Source organism: Pseudomonas sp. Y39-6, assembly GCF_023651955.1.
Classification (GTDB): Bacteria; Pseudomonadota; Gammaproteobacteria; order Pseudomonadales; family Pseudomonadaceae; genus Aquipseudomonas; species Aquipseudomonas veronii.
Genome location: NZ_CP069594.1, coordinates 6,050,689 through 6,069,076, shown reverse-complemented (window position 1 = coordinate 6,069,076; position 18,388 = coordinate 6,050,689). Strand labels below are relative to the sequence as shown.

General features: G+C 59.2%; 17 protein-coding genes and 1 other RNA gene. 8 read left to right on the top strand and 10 right to left on the bottom strand.

Annotated features, from left to right (window positions below):
• Positions 1-616: 616 nt before the first annotated feature.
• From JN756_RS27655 to JN756_RS27635, 5 genes are all read left to right on the top strand, one after another.
• Positions 617-1,153, top strand: coding sequence for a LasR-specific antiactivator QslA (locus tag JN756_RS27655; RefSeq protein WP_057711090.1), 537 nt, complete (start codon positions 617-619; stop codon positions 1,151-1,153).
• 1,067 nt (positions 1,154-2,220) lie between these two features.
• Complete coding sequence (locus tag JN756_RS27650) at positions 2,221-3,627, top strand: YfjI family protein (RefSeq protein WP_169850662.1); 1,407 nt, start codon at positions 2,221-2,223, stop codon at positions 3,625-3,627.
• Positions 3,614-3,967, top strand: a complete 354-nt coding sequence (locus JN756_RS27645) for a hypothetical protein (protein ID WP_169850661.1) — start codon at positions 3,614-3,616, stop codon at positions 3,965-3,967. Before JN756_RS27650 ends, JN756_RS27645 begins: the two co-directional genes overlap by 14 nt.
• Positions 3,951-4,934: an integrase domain-containing protein gene (locus tag JN756_RS27640; RefSeq protein ID WP_169850660.1), complete on the top strand. Its 984-nt coding sequence runs from the start codon at positions 3,951-3,953 to the stop codon at positions 4,932-4,934. The genes JN756_RS27645 and JN756_RS27640 overlap by 17 nt, the downstream gene beginning before the upstream one ends.
• Positions 4,931-5,200, top strand: coding sequence for a hypothetical protein (locus tag JN756_RS27635; protein ID WP_236250265.1), 270 nt, complete (start codon positions 4,931-4,933; stop codon positions 5,198-5,200). The genes JN756_RS27640 and JN756_RS27635 overlap by 4 nt, the downstream gene beginning before the upstream one ends.
• Before the next feature lie 119 nt (positions 5,201-5,319).
• Here the strand turns inward: JN756_RS27635 and JN756_RS27630 are convergent, their stop codons facing one another.
• The 8 genes from JN756_RS27630 to JN756_RS27595 all read right to left on the bottom strand — a co-directional run bounded on the left by JN756_RS27630 (position 5,320) and on the right by JN756_RS27595 (position 15,263).
• The gene (locus JN756_RS27630; RefSeq protein ID WP_169850659.1) at positions 5,320-6,576 is read right to left on the bottom strand and encodes an integrase domain-containing protein; all 1,257 of its coding nucleotides are present in this window, start codon (positions 6,574-6,576) and stop codon (positions 5,320-5,322) included.
• Between the two features lie 187 nt (positions 6,577-6,763).
• Positions 6,764-7,157: a transfer-messenger RNA gene (ssrA, locus tag JN756_RS27625) on the bottom strand.
• 102 nt (positions 7,158-7,259) lie between these two features.
• Positions 7,260-7,544 (bottom strand): PA2433 domain-containing protein, encoded by a 285-nt coding sequence (locus JN756_RS27620; RefSeq protein WP_017847396.1) that lies wholly within the window; start codon positions 7,542-7,544, stop codon positions 7,260-7,262.
• A 137-nt stretch (positions 7,545-7,681) separates the two neighbouring features.
• Positions 7,682-10,492: an FAD-binding and (Fe-S)-binding domain-containing protein gene (locus tag JN756_RS27615; RefSeq protein WP_046382032.1), complete on the bottom strand. Its 2,811-nt coding sequence runs from the start codon at positions 10,490-10,492 to the stop codon at positions 7,682-7,684.
• Entirely contained in the window at positions 10,489-11,160 is a 672-nt protein-coding gene (locus JN756_RS27610; RefSeq protein ID WP_046487594.1) for a LutC/YkgG family protein, read from the bottom strand. The genes JN756_RS27615 and JN756_RS27610 overlap by 4 nt, the downstream gene beginning before the upstream one ends.
• Positions 11,160-12,611: a LutB/LldF family L-lactate oxidation iron-sulfur protein gene (locus JN756_RS27605; RefSeq protein WP_126588587.1), complete on the bottom strand. Its 1,452-nt coding sequence runs from the start codon at positions 12,609-12,611 to the stop codon at positions 11,160-11,162. Before JN756_RS27605 ends, JN756_RS27610 begins: the two co-directional genes overlap by 1 nt.
• On the bottom strand, positions 12,608-13,432 hold the full coding sequence (locus tag JN756_RS27600; RefSeq protein WP_201021552.1) for a (Fe-S)-binding protein: 825 nt from the start codon (positions 13,430-13,432) through the stop codon (positions 12,608-12,610). Before JN756_RS27600 ends, JN756_RS27605 begins: the two co-directional genes overlap by 4 nt.
• Positions 13,433-13,568: 136 nt before the next feature.
• Positions 13,569-15,263 carry a lactate permease LctP family transporter gene (locus JN756_RS27595; protein ID WP_126588586.1) on the bottom strand — a complete coding sequence of 565 codons (1,695 nt, stop codon included), beginning with the start codon at positions 15,261-15,263 and terminating at the stop codon, positions 13,569-13,571.
• A 261-nt stretch (positions 15,264-15,524) separates the two neighbouring features.
• On the opposite strand from JN756_RS27595, the gene JN756_RS27590 reads away from it, so the two are divergent.
• Positions 15,525-16,292, top strand: coding sequence for an FCD domain-containing protein (locus JN756_RS27590; protein ID WP_017847402.1), 768 nt, complete (start codon positions 15,525-15,527; stop codon positions 16,290-16,292).
• Positions 16,293-16,330: 38 nt separating this feature from the next.
• On the opposite strand, the gene smpB is transcribed toward JN756_RS27590, so the two are convergent.
• Entirely contained in the window at positions 16,331-16,813 is a 483-nt protein-coding gene (gene smpB / locus JN756_RS27585; RefSeq protein ID WP_017847403.1) for an SsrA-binding protein SmpB, read from the bottom strand.
• Between the two features lie 168 nt (positions 16,814-16,981).
• Here smpB and JN756_RS27580 point away from each other — a divergent pair, with 168 nt between their 5' ends.
• Entirely contained in the window at positions 16,982-17,416 is a 435-nt protein-coding gene (locus tag JN756_RS27580; protein ID WP_046382036.1) for a type II toxin-antitoxin system RatA family toxin, read from the top strand.
• Positions 17,409-17,711, top strand: coding sequence for an RnfH family protein (locus JN756_RS27575; RefSeq protein WP_126588585.1), 303 nt, complete (start codon positions 17,409-17,411; stop codon positions 17,709-17,711). Before JN756_RS27580 ends, JN756_RS27575 begins: the two co-directional genes overlap by 8 nt.
• A 62-nt stretch (positions 17,712-17,773) precedes the next feature.
• On the opposite strand, the gene JN756_RS27570 is transcribed toward JN756_RS27575, so the two are convergent.
• Positions 17,774-18,301 carry an outer membrane protein assembly factor BamE gene (locus tag JN756_RS27570; protein WP_046382038.1) on the bottom strand — a complete coding sequence of 176 codons (528 nt, stop codon included), beginning with the start codon at positions 18,299-18,301 and terminating at the stop codon, positions 17,774-17,776.
• Positions 18,302-18,388: the final 87 nt, after the last annotated feature.

Genomic DNA, 18,388 nt, shown 5'->3' with positions numbered 1-18,388 from the left:
TGTGTGTTAAATGCTGGCGCAGGGGGCTGAGAATCACCGAATAGCGCCCGGCGCATCTCTTCTTCCGTCAATTCTGTATTCATAACATTTCTCAGAAGGGCGTTATGTACAACCATGCAGATTCTATCAGCGTGGTCGGACTCTGCATTATTCGTCGCTAGGTCAGACCTGAAGCGGTGCAGGGCCACCAGTCAACGTCGAGCGTCATCATCTGGCTGGCAGCTTCATTCGATGTATAGCTTATTGATACTGCATGCTTGTTTTATCACTGCTTCACATTTACGCTTTGTCCCGCCACGGTCAATCCCGTGGACGGGTGTCAGAACCTGAATTGTTCGAGGCGCATAGCGCCATAGCCAGCTATTAGGTGCTTACATAGGCTTAGCTGCTGCTTTTCTATGGCGGTCCGTGCGGGGCAGGCTTTGGCCTGGCCGGTTCCCTCGGACGCCGGTTTCTGACCCCCGTACGGTCCGCCACCCATTTCGTGTCAGAACGGCTGGGTGGACGGCTCCTTAACTGTCCGAGGAGATAAGGAAAATGACCTGTCCCCCTTTTAAGCTCGTGCGCCACCCCGGTCAAATGATTCAAGCTGCAAACCATCTCGGAGGATTCCGCGATGTTTGATCTTTCGCTTCTCATTGGCCTCCCCAAACCTAACAGCATCGATACTTCATCGCTTACCCCTGAAGATGCAGCGATTAAACTACGGCAGGCTGCAATACTTCGGCTTAATGGAGCACAGAGCGTCCTGCTTCATTTTCCACAGGATGTTGAGCTGGCGGTAGAGCTGTTGGACGACGCGGCTGTGTTGTTCGACAAGGCGTTTCGATGTTTGTCCGGTATCCCAGCTCAGCGCGTTCATCAACAGGTTGGTGAGTACGTCTCTGTCCCTTCAGCTGAAGGCTGTCCTGGTCTTCGAACACCATGGGGCAATGAATTCCGCCCGATGATTGAGGACGGCGTTCGGTGCGCTGAGACCTGGCTCGATGGTTCATCATTGCCGCTGTGGTGGGCACTGGCGCAAAATCGAAAGCATCATCGTCCAGGTGATCCCCAAGAAGCATTTGAAGCAGGTTTTCTGCTGCGGTTGCAGCAGACACTGATCATGCGACGTGAGGCCGTCACTTCTCAATCAACCCGCTTTGATGCCTGAGTCTGTAATTGACGTTTGAGATTTGCTTTTCCCGCCAAACCCTCCGATCAAGCGATCTTTGATCGCGCCGATCGGAGGGTTCACTCGCTTTTCTCGAAGCTGCGGCGTTCCACCCTCCCATTTTCAATTTGACGAACGCCACACTTGCTTTCCCACGTCAGTAATTCCCTGCAACCTTTATCAAGCGCAGCGCCATTTCAGTGTATGTGCGGATCTTTTCGTTGGGCATGGATGTAGGAGTGGCGACAGCGGCGACGCTGGCGACAACCCACGTAGAACGTGGCCTGGAGCATGGCGACAATACTGGCGACAGTCGCCACTTTCTGAGCACTTCGGCAGTGACGCTTGACCGCTTTTTCGAGTGAGTATAAAAATTGGCGCACGGATCGCTGTCGTTGACAGCACCTGCCCAGGTAGCCAGAACCTTTAAGGCTACGCCACTTGTGTGGTGGTTCTCCCGAAGTGCGATTAGCGTCCGGCGGGTCGCACGGTCACTCCACAAGAGTGATGGATGCCTACTCGACTGATCTGCCCACTGCGGCAGACGATGGACCTTCCTCGCTGCACTGCAGCAACCTCACCTCTCGACGCACCTCGCTGCGCCAGACTGCGCCCGTCTCTTTCTTCTGGAAAGAGACGGGCGCTCGTATCACTGCTGCAATCCACGTCGTACAGGGCATTGCCGCAATTCTCCTCGTGACAATCGGCCTGACAAATCAGATTCGTCACCCTCCGCAACAGCACAGGCACTGGTGCTGCAGCCTATGGAAAGGCTGCACCTGACTGACAGTCAGGCATGCCCCAGGTGTCGATGTTGTTGCCTTCTCCCGCTCAGGATCTCCAGGTGCCGAACTCGTCAGTCGGCACAGCCTCTACCCGCCCGCATCTTCGGATGCGTCTAGGGAGGCCAGATTCATGGGGTCATGCCCTTGCTCCCGGTCGTAAGGAGCCGTTCGTTCCACGTCAGTGAACACCTCACAGGCTGCAGGGGCCTTGATCCCTGATAACACTCAACATCCGTGGCGGGACTACGTGAGGGCAACCAGCAATGAACGAGGAGAGGGCCCATGCAGCAGTTAGATCCGAAGCTTGAACTACCACGACCACCTCGACCGTTGATTGAGTCGAACCCCGTGCCCCAGCCTTATCCGGTGCAGGCACTGGGTGGGATTCTTGGGCCTGCGGTAGAGCGAATGGCGGACGTCATCGGCGTGCCCCAGGCGTTGGCTGCACAATCGGTGGTGGCTGCCTCGGCGCTGGCTACCCAAGGTCATGCCGGCTTACAGCTCGACGGGAGACATTATCCCCTGTCGCTGTACCTGATCACGGTGGCAGCTTCGGGGGATCGTAAAACGGCAGCAGACCGATCTGCATTGCTGCCAGCACGCCAATGGGAGCGCGAGCAGTGGAAGCGCTACCGCGAACAGCTTGCCCGGTACCGCGCCGCACAGCGCCAGATGCAGCGTATCAACCCTGCCGATCCCGACTCCGCGAACGGTGTCCCGCTCGAAGCGGAGCCCTCTGCACCCAGGCTGATTACCACGGACCCAACTATTGAAGCGCTGATCAAAGGGCTCTGTCATGACCTGCCTAGCATGGGGCTGTTCTGTGACGAGGGCGGACAATTCCTTGGCAGCAGCACCATGAGTCGGGACAATCGTTTGAAAGCGGTCACGACCTTGTCGTCGCTCTGGGACGGTAGCCCGATTGATCGTGCTCGCTCTATGGCAGGCGAAAGCCTACGGGCCTATGACCGACGCCTGAGCCTGCACCTGATGCTGCAACCGTATTTGGCCATGCAGTTACTCAGTGACCCGTTGCTGCAGGGGCAAGGCATTTTAGGGCGCTGCTTGATGACCTGGCCAATCAGTCTAGCCGGGCAACGTAGCTACCAGGCTGTCGACTTGTCTAAAGACGCCGCCCTCAAGCGCTATCATCACCGCCTTTCGGCTCTGTTTCATCAGCCTTGGTCACTTTCCGCTGACGGTGCCTTGCAGCTGTCAACGCTGAGCCTCAGTCCGCTGGCGCGTCGTCGCTGGATTGATTTGCATGATGCTATCGAAGCTCAGCTGGGGGAGTTTGGCGAGCTGGCCAGCGTACGGCCCAGCGGATCAAAGGCCGCCGATAACCTGCTGCGCGTCGCCGGCAATCTGGCAGTAGTGGAGGAGAGCAGCGTCGTGGAGGTCGACCATATCCAACGGGCATCCGCTTTAGTCGGCTACTACCTTACCGAGATCCAGCGCCTGACTGAGCAGGAGCCAGTGTGTCGGGTAAAGGAAGAAGCAGATCGGCTGCTGCGCTGGCTGCAGGTCAAGAATTGGAAACGCTTCAGTATTCGAGAGCTGAATCGCAACGGCCCCCGCTTTGCCCGTAAAAGCAGTCGCCATGCCACCAAGCTGTTAGTCGAGTTGCTTGATCATCAGTGGCTGATCACCGACGGCCACACCTTCGAGGTGCGCCATGTTCAATCTTGATGAAGCACTGCGCAACCATCTGGCTCAGCGCCAAAAGGAGCCGAAAGCGCGGGTTGTCGCCGCGACTGTCGCCACTTTGTCGCCACGCTCAAAGCGAAGCAGGACAAGGGTTGTCGCCGCTGTCGCCGATGTCGCTACCACCCGTAAAGCTATCACCCCGACGACAGCCATCATCCAATGCTTGAAAGAGGAGGGCGCGCATCTCTACGTCACCGACAACACGCTATGTTTTCGCCCGACTGATTGGGCCCAGCTCGCCATCGTGAGTGCGCATTGGCAAGCCCTCTTGCGTGTTCTCGCGGCAGTCGATCAGGAGCAGAAAAATGACTCGGGTCGGTAAGCGAGCGGGAAGAAATTTCGGCTTCGGTCGCCAGCTCAGCTATGCCGGACCGCAAGCACTGAAGGATCTGTTTGGCGACGGCCATTTCGCTACCGTCAAAGCCCATAGCGATCGCTGGCAGGCCTTCGTGAATTGGTGTCGATCCGAGGAAGGTCCAAGGCTCAATGACGCGCGGCAGATCGACCGTGACATCCTCATGCGGTACGCCACTTATGTGAGGGAGCAGGTTGATCAGGGCAACGTCGGCATTGCCACCGCGCAGAACCGCCTGTCCAGTGTGAACCGAACCATGGCCGCGCTGCGCGGTGATCAATACGTCAAAATCCCCAGTCCGAGCAAGGCGCTTGGCTTGCAGCGCTCAGGTGTGCGTAGTGAGGCCCCGCAAGGCCAAGACCGTGTCCAGATCGAGTTGATCGCACAGGCGTTGTCAGAGCGAGGCCAGCAATCGAGGGTGAGTGCCATTGTGCTTCTCGCCCGGGAGACCGGCATGCGCCTGCGTGAAGCGATTTTGGCGGACCTGCCCCGACTGCAACGTGAGGCCGGGCAACTGGGCAAGATCAACATCCAAGACGGCACCAAAGGTGGTCGATCAGGCGCGTCAGCACCGCGCTGGATCGCGGTCACTGATCAAATCCGTGGCGCCTTGGATAGGGCCTGGGAGGCTTCACCCAGTGGCAGTCGGAATTTGTTGGCGCCCGACGAAAGCTACAAAGACTTCATTCAGACAGTCGTGCGACCGGCGCGGGACCTTCTGCATGAGCATGGATTAAAAGGCTTTCATGAGCTGCGGGCGGCTTACGCTTGTGAGCGCTATGAGCAACTGACTGACTTCCCTGCACCCATCAATGGCGGTGGTATGCATCGAGAAGATCGCCAGCTCGATCAGCGTGCACGACAGCAAATCAGCCACGAGTTGGGACATAACCGCATCGATGTGGTGAGTGCCTACATCGGAGGTCGGCGATGACGGCGGAGTTCGACATAGCGCTGTTCCTACGCCCTGTGCTCAAAGGTGCTTATGCCACGCGGCAGCGGCATATTAGACAAGCAGAAAGGATGCACGAGGTGATTCGTGAGCGCTGGGGTTGCGCGACTCCCTGGTCCTGGAGAGAAAAGCACATGAGATGGTTTCTGGAGCACTATCTGCGATGCTCAGCTCCAGCTACCGTCTACTACTACGAATTAACAGCAGGGATGATCCGCCGGAGAAAAGCGAAATTCGGGGTTGTCTGATAGGCCTTTAGCGTGAGCCCCTGAGTATGGGAATGCGGAGCCTTCCCATACTCAGGGGCTTGGCCGAAGAAGCGCTGGCAAGCTCCACTACACGGATGGCATGAACTGTCGCCGTGATGTCAGCGTATCGGCACCACCTTGCGGTCCCTGGTTTGATTGATGGCCGACGCTGACAGGCTGCCGGTAGCCGCTTTCTGGATATGTTCACTCCACCAGGCCATCATCGGGCGCCGACGTTCGATGTAATCCGCCCGGTTGTAAGCGCTCCGAACTTCGTCCTTGTCGACATGCGCCAGCGCGACTTCGATTAGCTCCGGATCCCATCCATGCTCGTTGAGGATTGTGCTGGCCATGGAGCGCATGCCGTGGCTGACCAAGCGGTCCTGAAAGCCCATTCTTTTCAACGCCATATTGGCTGTCTGGCTATTCGCGTGGGTGCGCGGGTTTCTATCTGACGGGAACACATATTCCCTGTGGCCGCTATGGGGCTTAAGCGTATCCAATAACGAAAGTGCATGTTCGGTAAGCGGGATTATGTGCGGACGACGCTTTTTCATTCGCTCTGCAGGGATTGTCCAGATGCGTTTGTCGAAATCGATATCTGCCCATCGGGTGGTCGCCGCTTCGGAGGGGCGGGTCATGGTATGAAGCTGCCATTCGATCAGGCAGCGGGTCGTCCGCTTGATGCTAGCGTTCGCGATTTCCATCATGAGCTCCGGAAGCTCGTCAGGCGGTAGCGCGGCCATATTTTCTTTCTTGGGTTTCTTGAACACCGCTCGAATGCCGCTGAGAGGGTTGGCAAAGATCATTCCGGAGTTGACCCCGTAGGTCATGATCTCGTTAAGGCGCTGGCTCACTCGCTTAACGGTCTCGAGGCTGCCTTTGGCCTCAATTGGGCGAAGGAGCTTAATGACCAGCGGAGCATTCACTTCCGATAACGGTGTTGATTTCATGCTTGGAAATACATGCAGTGTGAGCGAGCGCCAGATGTCTTCGGCATATGCTGGCGTGACCGAGTCCTTCTTCAGTTCGAACCAGGCGGTAGCGACGTTCTCGAACGTGTGTTCCGTTTCCGCTCGTTTGGCTTCTAGCAGCTCATTGCGTTGAGCTTTGGGGTCGATGCCTAGTGCAAGCAGCTCTCTGGCTTCAACGGTCTTCTTCCTGGCTTGCGCAAGAGAAACCTCGGGATAGGATCCGAGTGCCATGTTGATTCGGTTCTTGGTTACGGGATGTCGGTAGTTGAAATTCCACTGCATCGAGCGATTGACCCTGACTCGCAGCTGGAGCCCGTCGCCATCGGTGAGGACGTAATCCTTGTCTTTCGGTTTGACCGCCTTGAGCTGGCGGTCGGAGAGGCGGGTGGTTTGAGCGCACATGAGAAGTACTCCATGACACCTTTTGGTATTCCCAAGATTAGCGCCGGGTAGCCGGGAATACCATTGGGAATACCAAATCGGCTGGAACTCAAAAAATCTAGAAAGCGGTCCCTAGCCCTGAAACCCCCGTATTTACTGGATTTAAGGCACAAAAAAAGACGTCCGTGGACGTCTTTAGATGATGAAGTGGTGGAGCCGGGGGGATTTGAACCCCCGTCCGCCAGTACTCCGCTGTCGGTACTACATGCGTAGCCGTGTCTATTAAGTTAACCCTCAGCGACCCGACGGGCAGGGTGCTTTGGGCGAGTTGTGTAAGTTTTAGCCGCTTCGTCCACAACGTACTGCACGGCGATTCTGTTCTATATGACAATCATTTTGGGTTTACAGACATCCCCTGATGATTGCTGGACCCGAAGGTACCAGGAGGGAAGGGCTAAGGCTGCTTACGCAGCGAGAGCGTATTCCCCGTAGGTTTCGTCATTGGCAACTATAGAAAGTTGCAACAGTGGATTTACGAGTTCTGTTACCAACTCGGCATGCACCTAAAGTTTCGCGACCGGCGTCGAATCCTAAACGGCCCCGTGCTTGTAACTCGTTGTTTCTTAGTGAGTGACAAGCCTGTGCAGTGTACGCCAAACGGTCACAGAAGGCCAACCCGAAGGTTGGCCATGAGCGTCGGGGTGTTACTGATTGGCGCCTTTGTCGCTGTTCTGTAGGTCTTGCAGGGCTTTGGACGTGATCTCTATGCACCTCTTGTCATCACCTGCTGCTTGGGCGGCTTTGGCTTGAGACACGGCGGTGTCGATTTCGCCGCTTTTGCCAGTGGTGTCGGTGGCGAGCAGGGCTTTGCCGTTGTTGATTTTGTCGAGATTAATCTGACAAAGCTGGTCGGTTTTTCCGGCGGCAAACGCCGGTGAGGCCAGCATCGCAGCGGCAATGAACACGCCAGCAAGAGCGGAATGCTTCATAAGGGTATCTCCTTGCGAAAAAGGGCTCGACGTTGCTGGCGTTCAAGGGCTGCCAGCGACATCACTGATGAGCCTCGATCGCCGAGGCCTATGCAGATGACTACGTCGCCGCGCAGGGGTTCTGTTTTTGTGCCGGATTAGTGCGCCCTCGGTCGGGTTACGCGGTCCACGAGGTAGACCAGCCCGTGGTAATCGATGCCGCCATGCTGGCTCAGGCCGATCTCGCAGGTGCGGCTGGTGGAGATGCCTTCGCTGCAATATTGCACGGCGTCTTTCAGCGAGCGCAGGGAGTGGGCGTTGAGTTCCGGGGTGGTGAAGCCTTTGTCGCCGGCAAAACCACAGCAGTGGATGCCTTCCGGGATCACCACGGTTTTCGCGCAGCGGCGGGCCAGGTCGATCAGGGCCTGGCTTTCCCCGAGGTGCTGGGTGCTGCAAGTGACGTGTACGGCGATCGGTGCTTCCTGCGGTATGAAGTCGAGGCGGTCCATCAGGTGCGTTCGGATAAATCGTACCGGGTCGTACAGGTCCAGGCGTGTTTCGCCCAGGTCTTGCACCAGGCGCAGGGTGCAGGGGCTGGTGTCGCAGTAGATCGGGTCGAGGCCGCCGCGGCTGGCGTGGAGCAACGCGCCGATCAGTTCCTGGCGTTTGTGTTCGGCCTGTTCGGCATAGCCCTTGGAGGCGAAAGGCTGGCCGCAGCACAGGTTGTCCTGGTTGTCGGGGAAGACGACTTGGTAGCCGGCTTTTTCCAGCAGGCCGCGGGTTTTGTCGTACAGCGACGTTTGCTCTTTATCGCCAGCCGCCGGGCCCATGGCGCGTGAGACGCATGCCGCGAGGTAGACCACGCGTGGCCGCTCATCGGTCACCGCCGGACTGAAGCGAATGGCTTTTTCCGGTTGCGGCATGGCGTTGGTCCATTGTGGGATTTGTCCCTTGGACAACTTGCTCACTGTGGCCGACAACTTGGCCAGGCGCGGCGCGCCCAACAGCATGCGTGCGCCGTTGGCGACGTGCAGGGTAAAGCGCGCGCCTTGCAGCGCAGTGGCGAAGTGGGTGGCCAACCATTCGGCGGTTTTCGTATGGTCGGCGTCGCGGGCCCGGAGTTTTTTCACCAAGTCGCCGGTGTTGATTCCCACAGGGCAGCGCTGGGCGCATAACCCGGTGGCGGCGCAGGTGTCGATGCCCTGGTAGTGGTAGGCCGTTTCCAGTTCAGTGGTGTCGATGCCGGCGCGTTTCTTCGCCTGGATATCGCGCCAGATCACGATGCGCTGGCGCGGGCTCAAGGTCAGGCCTTTCGACGGGCATACCGGCTCGCAGAAACCGCACTCGATACACTTATCCACAAGCTCGTCGGCGGCAGGCAGCGGCTTGAGGTGTTTAAGGTGGATCTGCGGATCTTCGCTGAGCACCACGTCCGGGTTGAGAATACCGTTGGGGTCGAGCAGGCGTTTGAGTTGCCACATCAGTTGATAGGCGTCGCTGCCCCATTCCAGCTCGACGAACGGCGCCATGTTGCGGCCGGTGCCATGCTCGGCTTTCAGTGAGCCGCCAAACTCTACGGCCACCAGTTGGGCGACGTCGTCCATGAACGCTTGGTAGCGTGCGACTTCTTCGCTGCTGTTGAAGCCTTGGGTGAACACAAAGTGCAGATTGCCTTCCAGAGCGTGTCCGAAAAGGATGGCTTCGTCGTAGTGGTGTTTGTCGAACAGCTCGATCAAACGGTTAACGCCGATGGCCAACTGCTCGACCGGGAACGTCACGTCTTCGATGATCACCGTAGTGCCGGTTTTGCGCACGGCGCCGACGGCGGGGAAGGTGTCTTTGCGGATCGCCCACAGGCGGGCGTTTTCCACCGGGTCTTCGGTGAAGTCGACCTGTTTTTCCACCGGAAACGCCGCCAGGGACGCCATGATCAGCGCCAGTTGCTCCTGAAGCAAAGAGGGCGATGCCGCACGGGATTCGATCAACAGTGCGCAGGCATTTTCCGATAGATGTTGTACGAAGGCGGGCATGCCGGGTTTGTCCTGCACCGAACGCATGCTGCGTCGGTCGAGCAGCTCAACCGCTGAGACCGGTTGGGTTTTCAGGACGGTCACCGCATTGCAGCAGGTCTCGACATCGGGGAATACGATCAGCGCCGAGGCTTTGTTCGGGTGGTCGATGACGGTGTCGTAAGTCACTGCGCTGATAAAGCCCAGGGTGCCTTCGGAACCCACCAGCAGGTGGCTGAGGATATCCAGCGGCTCATCGAAATCCACCAGGGCGTTGAGTGACAGGCCGGTGGTATTTTTCAGACGGTATTTGTGGCGGATTTTGGCGGCCAGTTCAGCGTTTGCCCGCGTCTCCCGCCCGAGTGTGGCCAGGCGTTCAAGCAGCGCGCCGTGCTGCTGACGAAATGCCGCGACGCTGGCGGCATCTTCGGTGTCCAGGCGGCTGCCATCGGCCAGCACCAGGCGAATCCCGGCCAGGGTATGGTAGGTGTTTTGCGCCGTACCGCAGCACATGCCGCTGGCATTGTTGGCGACGATGCCGCCGATTTTGCAGGCGTTGATCGACGCCGGATCCGGCCCGATCTTGCGCCCGAATGGCGCCAGCCAGGCGTTGGCCTGGGCGCCGATCACGCCGGGTTGCAGGCGGATCTGCGTGCCTTGCCCACGAATTTCGCGGCCGTTCCAGTTGTCCCCCAGTACGATCAGCACCGAATCGCTGATGGCCTGCCCGGACAAGCTGGTGCCCGCTGCGCGGAAGGTCACCGGAACATGATCGCGCTGGGCCAGTTTCAGCAGCGCCACGACTTCGTCTTCCGACTCGACGCGAATCACCAGCTGTGGGATCAGTCGGTAAAAGCTGGCGTCTGTGCCAAATGCCAAGGTGGAAAGTGGGTCGTCGAAGCGACGAATTTTCGGGATCAGCTGTGCGACGTCAGCAAGGAAAGCGGCAGGCAGACTCATTGGTCCTCCAGGATCAGCACCACCAGGTCCTTCGGACCGTGGGCGCCATAAGCCAGAACTTGTTCGATGTCAGCGGTCTTTGACGGGCCGGACACCAGCAGGGCATTGGTGGGCATGCCTTGGGCCCAGGCGAATTGCTGCTGGACCTGATAAAAGTTGTCGTAAATCTCGCTGGCCTTGAGCAGTGCAAAGTGTACCGGCGGCACCAGGCTCATCAGTCGCGGTTCTTCCCGCGTGGGCCACAGAATCAGGCTACCGGTGGCGGCGATGGCGCCGAGGGTCGTGGTCAGGCTGGCCGGTGTGTCATTAAACAGCTCGGCTTTCCATTCTTCCACAGGGCGGTCGTAGGCTTTGAGCTGCGGCAATTGCGGATGGTTCGACCAGTGCTCGGTGATGCGCCGCCCATGCTCGGTTGTCGGCGCGATGAGCAGGCTGGGCAGCTCGCGTTTTTGCAGCAGCTGCGCGAGTAAAGCTGGCCATTCGGCGCCGCGGGTCAGGTGGATCTCGGTATGCACCGCCTCCATCAGCTTGCGCAATTGTGCGATGCGCTGCTCTGGCGGGTAGGTGTAGATCTGTGTGACCAGGGTCTCATCGAAGTTGTCGGGCACTGGTGTTGTGCCCGTCAGGCTGTGACGCAATTTGCCGAGGATATTTTGCTTGGCGCTCATCAACGCGCTCCCTGTTTGGCCAAATGCTCGCGTGCCAGGTCATGCAGCGAACGGGCGGCGGGTTTAGGCGCGCTATGGTTTTGCGTCCATGGCCCGACGTTGTTCGGTACGAGGGCGCGCAGGCGCGTGGCGGCGAATGTGAACAGGCGGTACAGCGTCGGTGAGCTGTGGAGCTTGGCCCAGGCGTTCCAGATGAACCGCTCCTGGCGCGAATACTTGCTGCCTTGGCCGCGCATCACGGGGTGTGGGCTATCCGGCGCTTTTACGTTCTCTTCCCGCAGACGGCGCAGCAAGGCCGGGATCGGAATTTTTACCGGACACACTTCTCCACAAGCACCGCACAACGAAGACGCACTGGGATGGTCCGGTACTTTTGCCAGGCCGACCATATGCGGTGTGATGATTTTTCCGATAGGGCCGGGGTAGACCTCGCCGTAGGTGTGGCCACCGATTCGGGTATACACCGGGCAATGATTCATACATGCGCCGCAGCGAATGCAGTTGAGCGTCTGACGCAATTCGCTGTCGGCAAACGCCTGGCTGCGTCCGTTGTCCAGCAGCACCAGGTGGACTTCTTCGGGGCCGTCGAGCTCATCGGCCTTGCGCGGGCCGGAGATCATATTGACGTAGGTGGTGATCGGCTGGCCGAGCGCGGAGCGGGTCAGCAGCGACAGTAACGGCACCACGTCGCGCAGGTTTTCCACGACCTTCTCGATGCCGGTCACGGCGATATGCACGGGTGGCACCGTGGTCGACATACGCCCGTTGCCTTCGTTTTCCACCAGCAGCAGCGTGCCGGTTTCGGCCACGGCGAAGTTGACGCCGGAGACGCCGATATCCGCTTCGAAGAACTTTTCCCGCAGCACGCGGCGACCAATCTGAATCAACTGGTCGACATCCTTGGTGTACTCCACGCCGAGTTTTTCGTGGAACAGCGACGCGACCTGGCTGGCGTTCTTGTGGATCGCCGGCATGATGATGTGGGACGGCTTCTCATGGTCGAGTTGAACAATAAACTCACCCATATCCGACTCAAGGCATTCGATGCCTTGGGCGGCGAGTACGTGGTTCATCTCCATCTCTTCGCTGACCATGGATTTGCCTTTGATCACCTGCGTGGCTTCGCGCCGGCGGATGATCGACAGCACGATCGCATTGGCCTCTTCAACCGTTTCTGCCCAATGCACGGTCACGCCGTTTCGGGTCAGGTTGGCTTCCAGTTGTTCGAGCAGGTCGGGCAGCTTCGACAGGGCGCGGGCGCGCACCGCGTTACCGAGGGCGCGCAGGTGTTCGCGTTCGTGGGCGTCGCTGAAAGACGCCGCCCGTTTGCTCATCAGGGAATCCATCGCATTGCGAAAGTTGTTTCGCAGTTGCGCGTCGCCCAGTGCATGGTGGGCGCGGGTGCGGAAGTCTTCCGACACCTCGACGGTGGGAATCAGCGCGGCGTTCATCGTTCACCCCCGGTGCGTTGCCAGAGAAAGCTGGCCAGGTGTTGCCCGCGTAAGGCCGCCTGTTGTTTCTCCAGGGCGCCATTGATGTTCATCAGGCAACCGCAATCAGCACTCAGTACTTGATGGGCGCCGGAGTCCTGCAAGGCTCGGGTCTTGTCGGCCACCATTGCGCCGGAAATGTCTGGCATACGCACGCTGAACGTCCCACCAAAGCCACAGCATTCGCTTTCGTGGCTGTGGTCGACGCGTTCGACATTGCGCAATTGGGCAAGCAGTTCGCGGCCGTGAAGGTGGGTGTTCATTTCCCGACGCGCGGAGCACGACGTGTGCAGGGCGACCTTGACCGGCTCCCCGCTGTCGTTGAGTTGCACCTTGCACACGAACAACAGGAACTCCGCCAACTCATAAGTCCGGGCCGCGAGGGCCTGCACTTGTTTGAGGGTGTCGGGTTCGTCCTTGAAGAGGTCGGCGTAGTGCTCACGTAACATGCCGGCACAGGAGCCGGATGGCACCACCACCGGGTAGTCACCGGCGAACAGCGCCAGTTGCGCGCGTGCCACTTGTCGGGCCTGGTCGGTATAGCCCGAGGTGTAGGCCGGTTGCCCGCAGCAGCTTTGCCCTTGGGGATAATCCACGCAGATCCCTTCGCGTTCCAGCAGGTGGATCGCGTCCATGCCGGCTTCGGGATAAAACAGATCGACCACGCAGGTGCCGAACAGGTAGACCTTCTGCGGTTTTTCGTGGGGGTATTCGCGTGGCTCGGCCAGAGGCGGCGCGACACGGGTGGCATTCGGCACGGCGTTGTAAAAAAGCTCGCTCATCAGGCGCGTTCTCCGGGTGGTCCCGGTTGTCCGTCCGTCAGGGCCGCAGCGTGTTCAGCGGCCCGGCAGAAGGGTTGTGGAGAGCTGACGCCGAAATCGCGGTTCGGCGTCGGTTATTGCGTGATTACCTGTGGTCTCAATGCACCAGCATGCCGGTGAACCAGTAGGCCTGGGCCAGTGTGATCAGCCCGACGATGGTGGCGAAAAACAGGCTGTGCTTGAGGGTGAAGCGGAACAGGTCGGATTCCTTGCCGACCAGGCCGGTAGCGGCGCAGGCCACAGCGATCGATTGCGGCGAAATCATCTTGCCGGTCACGCCGCCGCTGGTGTTTGCCGCGACCAGCAGGACGTCGTTGACACCGATCTGGTGGGCGGTGGTGGCTTGCAACGAGCTGAACAGGGCGTTGGACGAGGTGTCGGAGCCTGTCAGGAAAACCCCCAGCCAGCCGAGGAACGGCGAGAAGAACGGGAAGGCTGCGCCGGTGCCGGCCAGGACCAATGCCATGGTCGAGGACATGCCCGAGTAGTTGGTGACGAACGCGAACGCCAGCACCATGCCGATGGACAGGATCGGCCAGCGCAGTTCGTAGAAGGTCTCTTTTAAAGTGGTAAGACCAGTTTTGATGTCGATCTTCAATACCAGCATCGAGATCAGCGCGGAAAAGAAAATCGCAGTGCCGGTCGCTGAAATCGGGTCCAGTTTGAATACCGCGGGGATGGCCGTCGGGTTGGTCACGATAGGCGCAACCTTGACCACCAGTTGGTCCAGGTGCGGGATCGCAAAGTTGAACACCCAGCTGTACATCGAGCCGCCTGCGGCGAACATCGCCTTGAAGGGCTTGAGGGTCCAGATGGTCACCAGCACGGTCAGGATCAGGAACGGCGACCAGGCTTTGAAGATTCGCCCCAGGCTGTAGGGCGAAGCGACAGTGCTGCGTGGCAGGCCGAAGCCGCCGGCGCTGGCGGTGACCGTTGCGCTGGAGGTCGCACCGGCAATCTGCGCGCCGGCGGTGCGCTTGGGTTGCCAGATTTTCAGGAACAGAGTCAAGGAAACCAGGCTGGCCAGGGCCGAGGTGATGTCCGGCAGTTCCGGGCCGATGAAGTTGGAGGTGAAGTATTGGGTGATGGCAAAGCTCAAGCCTGCCACCAAGGCGGCCGGCCAGGTTTCGCGCACGCCGCGCAGGCCGTCCATCATGAACACCAGCCAGAACGGAACGAACAGCGACAGCAGTGGCAATTGGCGACCAGTCATGGCGCCGATCTTGAACGCGTCGATGCCGGTCACTTGCCCGGCGACGATGATCGGAATCCCGAGGGCACCGAAGGCGACGGGCGCGGTGTTGGCGATCAGGCACAGGCCGGCGGCGTACAGCGGGTTGAAGCCCAGGCCGACCAGCAGCGCGGCGGTAATCGCCACGGGAGCACCAAAGCCGGCGGCACCTTCCAGGAAGGCGCCGAAGCAGAAGCCGATCAGCAGGACCTGCAGGCGTTGGTCGTCGGTGATCGACAGTACCGAGCTGCGGATGATCTCGAACTGGCCGCTCTTGACCGTCAGTTTGTAGAGAAATACCGCAGCGACGATGATCCAGGCGATGGGCCACAGGCCGTAGGCAAAGCCATAGCCGGCAGCGGCCAGTGCCATGTCTACCGGCATCTGGAAGGCAAAGATCGCCACCAGGATCGACAGCGCCAGCGTGATGCTGCCGGCGACGTGGCCTTTAAGGCGAAACACGGCCAGAGCCAGGAAGAAAAATACGATTGGAATAACGGCGGCCAGTGCGGACAGGCCGAGGCTGCCGAGCGGGCTGTAGAGCTGTTGCCAGGTTTGCATATGGGGTGGCCCCTAATTGTTGTTGGTCAGGCACATTTTAGTCGGCTTGGATAATTGGTAATACCAATTTACAGCCGCTGTTGGCTAGAGTAAAAGCCTAGGCAGGGATGTGTCAATTTGCCGCCTGCGAAACTTTGGTCTTAAGCGGGAGGGCGGGCGCTCTGATCGCATCAATCGAAGATGTTCTGATGGGTGCTGCAAGCGTTGCGATAGGCCAGAATAGAGGCCCCGGCGAGTGGTCGGGATCGTGGAGAGAGAGTTATGGGGTTTGATCAGGTGCGTCAGCGCCGTTTGTCTGACGATATTGTCGAGCAGCTTGAGGGCATGATCCTTGAGGGCACGCTGAAATCGGGCGAGCGCTTGCCGGCCGAGCGCGCGTTGGCTGAAAAGTTCGGCGTTTCGCGCCCCTCGCTGCGTGAGGCGATCCAGAAACTGGCGGCCAAGGGGTTGCTGGTCAGTCGCCAGGGCGGTGGCAATTATGTGTCTGATTCGTTGGGCTCGACGTTCAGCGATCCGTTGTTGCACTTGCTGGAAAACAATCCCGAGGCGCAGCGTGATTTGCTGGAGTTTCGCCAAACCCTCGAAGCGTCCTGTGCCTATTACGCGGCATTGCGCGCTACCGAAGTCGACCGTGAGCGGCTGACGGCAGCCTTTGAAGCGCTACAGGATTGTTACGCGCGCGACGATAAGGTCAGCCGCGCAGAGGAGGGGGCCGCGGATGCGCGGTTTCACTTGGCCATTGCCGAGGCCAGCCACAATGCTGTGCTGTTGCACACCATCCGCGGGTTGTTCGACCTGCTCAAGCGGAACGTGGTGACCAACATTGGCGGCATGTACCAGCAGCGCACGGAAACCCGCGATATGCTGATCAGTCAGCACCGGGACTTGTACCTGGCGATCATCGAGGGGCGGGCCGAGCAAGCGCGGGAAGTCTCAACACGTCACCTGTTGTATGTGCAGGAGGTGTTGGAGGAGGTACGTCAGGAAGTTCAGCGCGTGGCCCGGGCGGCGCGGCGCAAGGGCATGTAGCCAGGGGCGAAGCGCCCTAGGCTACAGCGGCGCAAGGATTATTCTTCCTTGCCCTTGTTGCGCACGGCGCGATGCAGTTCACGGTCGGAATCGCGCTCGCGCTCGGTGTCACGCTTGTCGTATTCCTTCTTGCCTTTGCCCAGTGCGATCTCGCACTTGACCAGATGCTTGCTCCAATACCAGGACAGGCAGACGCAGGCATAGCCTTTCTGCTGTACGGCGGCGGCGAGCTTGTCCAGTTCGCGGGCATTGAGCAGCAGCTTGCGTGTGCGTACCGGGTCGGCAATCACGTGCGTGCTCGCGGTGGTCAGCGGGGTGATATGACTGCCGAGCAGCCATGCCTCGCCATCCTTGAGCAGCACATAGCTGTCGACCAGTTGCAGCTTGCTGGCACGCAGACTTTTTACTTCCCAGCCGGCCAGGACCAGACCAGCCTCGAACCGATGTTCGATGAAGTAATCGTGTCGCGCTTTTTTATTCTGCGCGATGGTCCCTGTGGGGTGTTTCTTTTGTTTAGCCATAGGGGCGGCATTATAGGGCGTTGCGAGCGTGTCGGCTACGGTCAACCTGCGTGCTTGAGCGTGTTGGACGAATCCCGGACAATACCGGCAGTTCTTTGGTTTTTTTCTCTCGCGGATCGGGTTGTTCTTTCGCGATGTTTGCCGCTCAGCTGTGGAAATAACGCTCACATGACGACGCATATTCAACGTTCGGCCCTGCTGCCCTATCCGGCCCAGGTGCTTTATGACCTGGTCAACGACGTGGCGCGTTACCCGGAATTCCTGCCTTGGTGCTCGACCGCCGAGGTGCTGGAAGGCAGTGATGAGCACATGGTTGCCAGTGTCGGGGTGGCCAAGGGGGGGCTCAGCCAGCACTTTGTGACACGCAATGTCCTGGTGCCGGGCAAGTCCATTGAAATGAATCTGCAGGAAGGGCCGTTTACCCAATTGCATGGTGTCTGGGTGTTCAAGGCGTTGACCGAGAAAGCCTGCAAGATCAGCCTGGATCTGTCCTTCGATTATGCGGGGCCCATTGTGCGGGCGACGTTGGGGCCTTTGTTCAATCAGGCGGCCAATACCCTGGTCGACGCATTCTGTCAGCGAGCCAAGCAACTGCATGGTTGAGATTGAAGTGGTGTATGCCGGCGTGGATCGCCAGGTGTTGGTGGCGGTCGCGGTGCCAGCGGGTACGAGCCTGCGGGCTGCGGTGCAGGCGTCGGGGATTGCTACGCACTTTCCTGAGGTGAACCTTGCTGATTGCCCGTTGGGGGTATTCGGTAAGGCAGTGGTCGACCCCGATACCTGCACCGTGCAGTCAGGTGATCGTATCGAGATTTACCGCCCGCTGCTGGCCGACCCCAAAGAAGTGCGGCGGCTGCGTGCGGCCAAGGCGGCGTTGGTCAAGCAACAGCGTTCATAGGCCGGCGAATCTGCAGGCAACAAAAAGCCCGGCATGCCGGGCTTTTATCGAGCGCCGCAAACTTACTGCGGGCTGGTGTCCAGAGGCTGTGGCGTCGGGACTGGAACTGTTTGTACGCGGTCGACGTCTTTCTGGATCTTGTCGAGCAATGAGCCAGGCTTGGCCGGTACTTCGGATTTCGGCTTCTCGGCTTCCTGCGCAGGCGCAGTCACGTTGGTGCCGTTATCCTTGCCCAGCAAGGCTTCATCGCGGCTTACGCCGGGCATGAAATCGCCGGACAGACTGACCAGTTGATCATTGCCATTGAAGATGACGCTGACGCGCTCCTGTTGGCGTTCACCGCCCCCAGGCTGGATGCTGTAGAGATAATCCCAGCGATCGGCGTGGAAAGTGTCAGTCAGCAGGGGGTTGCCCATAATAAACCGTACTTGCCGTCGGGTCATTCCCGGGCGTAACTGGTCTATCATGTCCTGCGTGACGACATTGCCCTGCTGGATGTCGATTTTGTAAACCCCGGGGAATGAACAACCGGCGAGTGCGAGCAGTCCCACAAAGGTGAAACTGGTTAGCAAGAGCTTGGTGTTTTGCATCGGTGGGCGACTTCCACTATCTTGGCTGGGACAACGTAAACGCCGATCATACCCGTATTAAGAGAAGCTGCGAAGCAGCATCCGCGA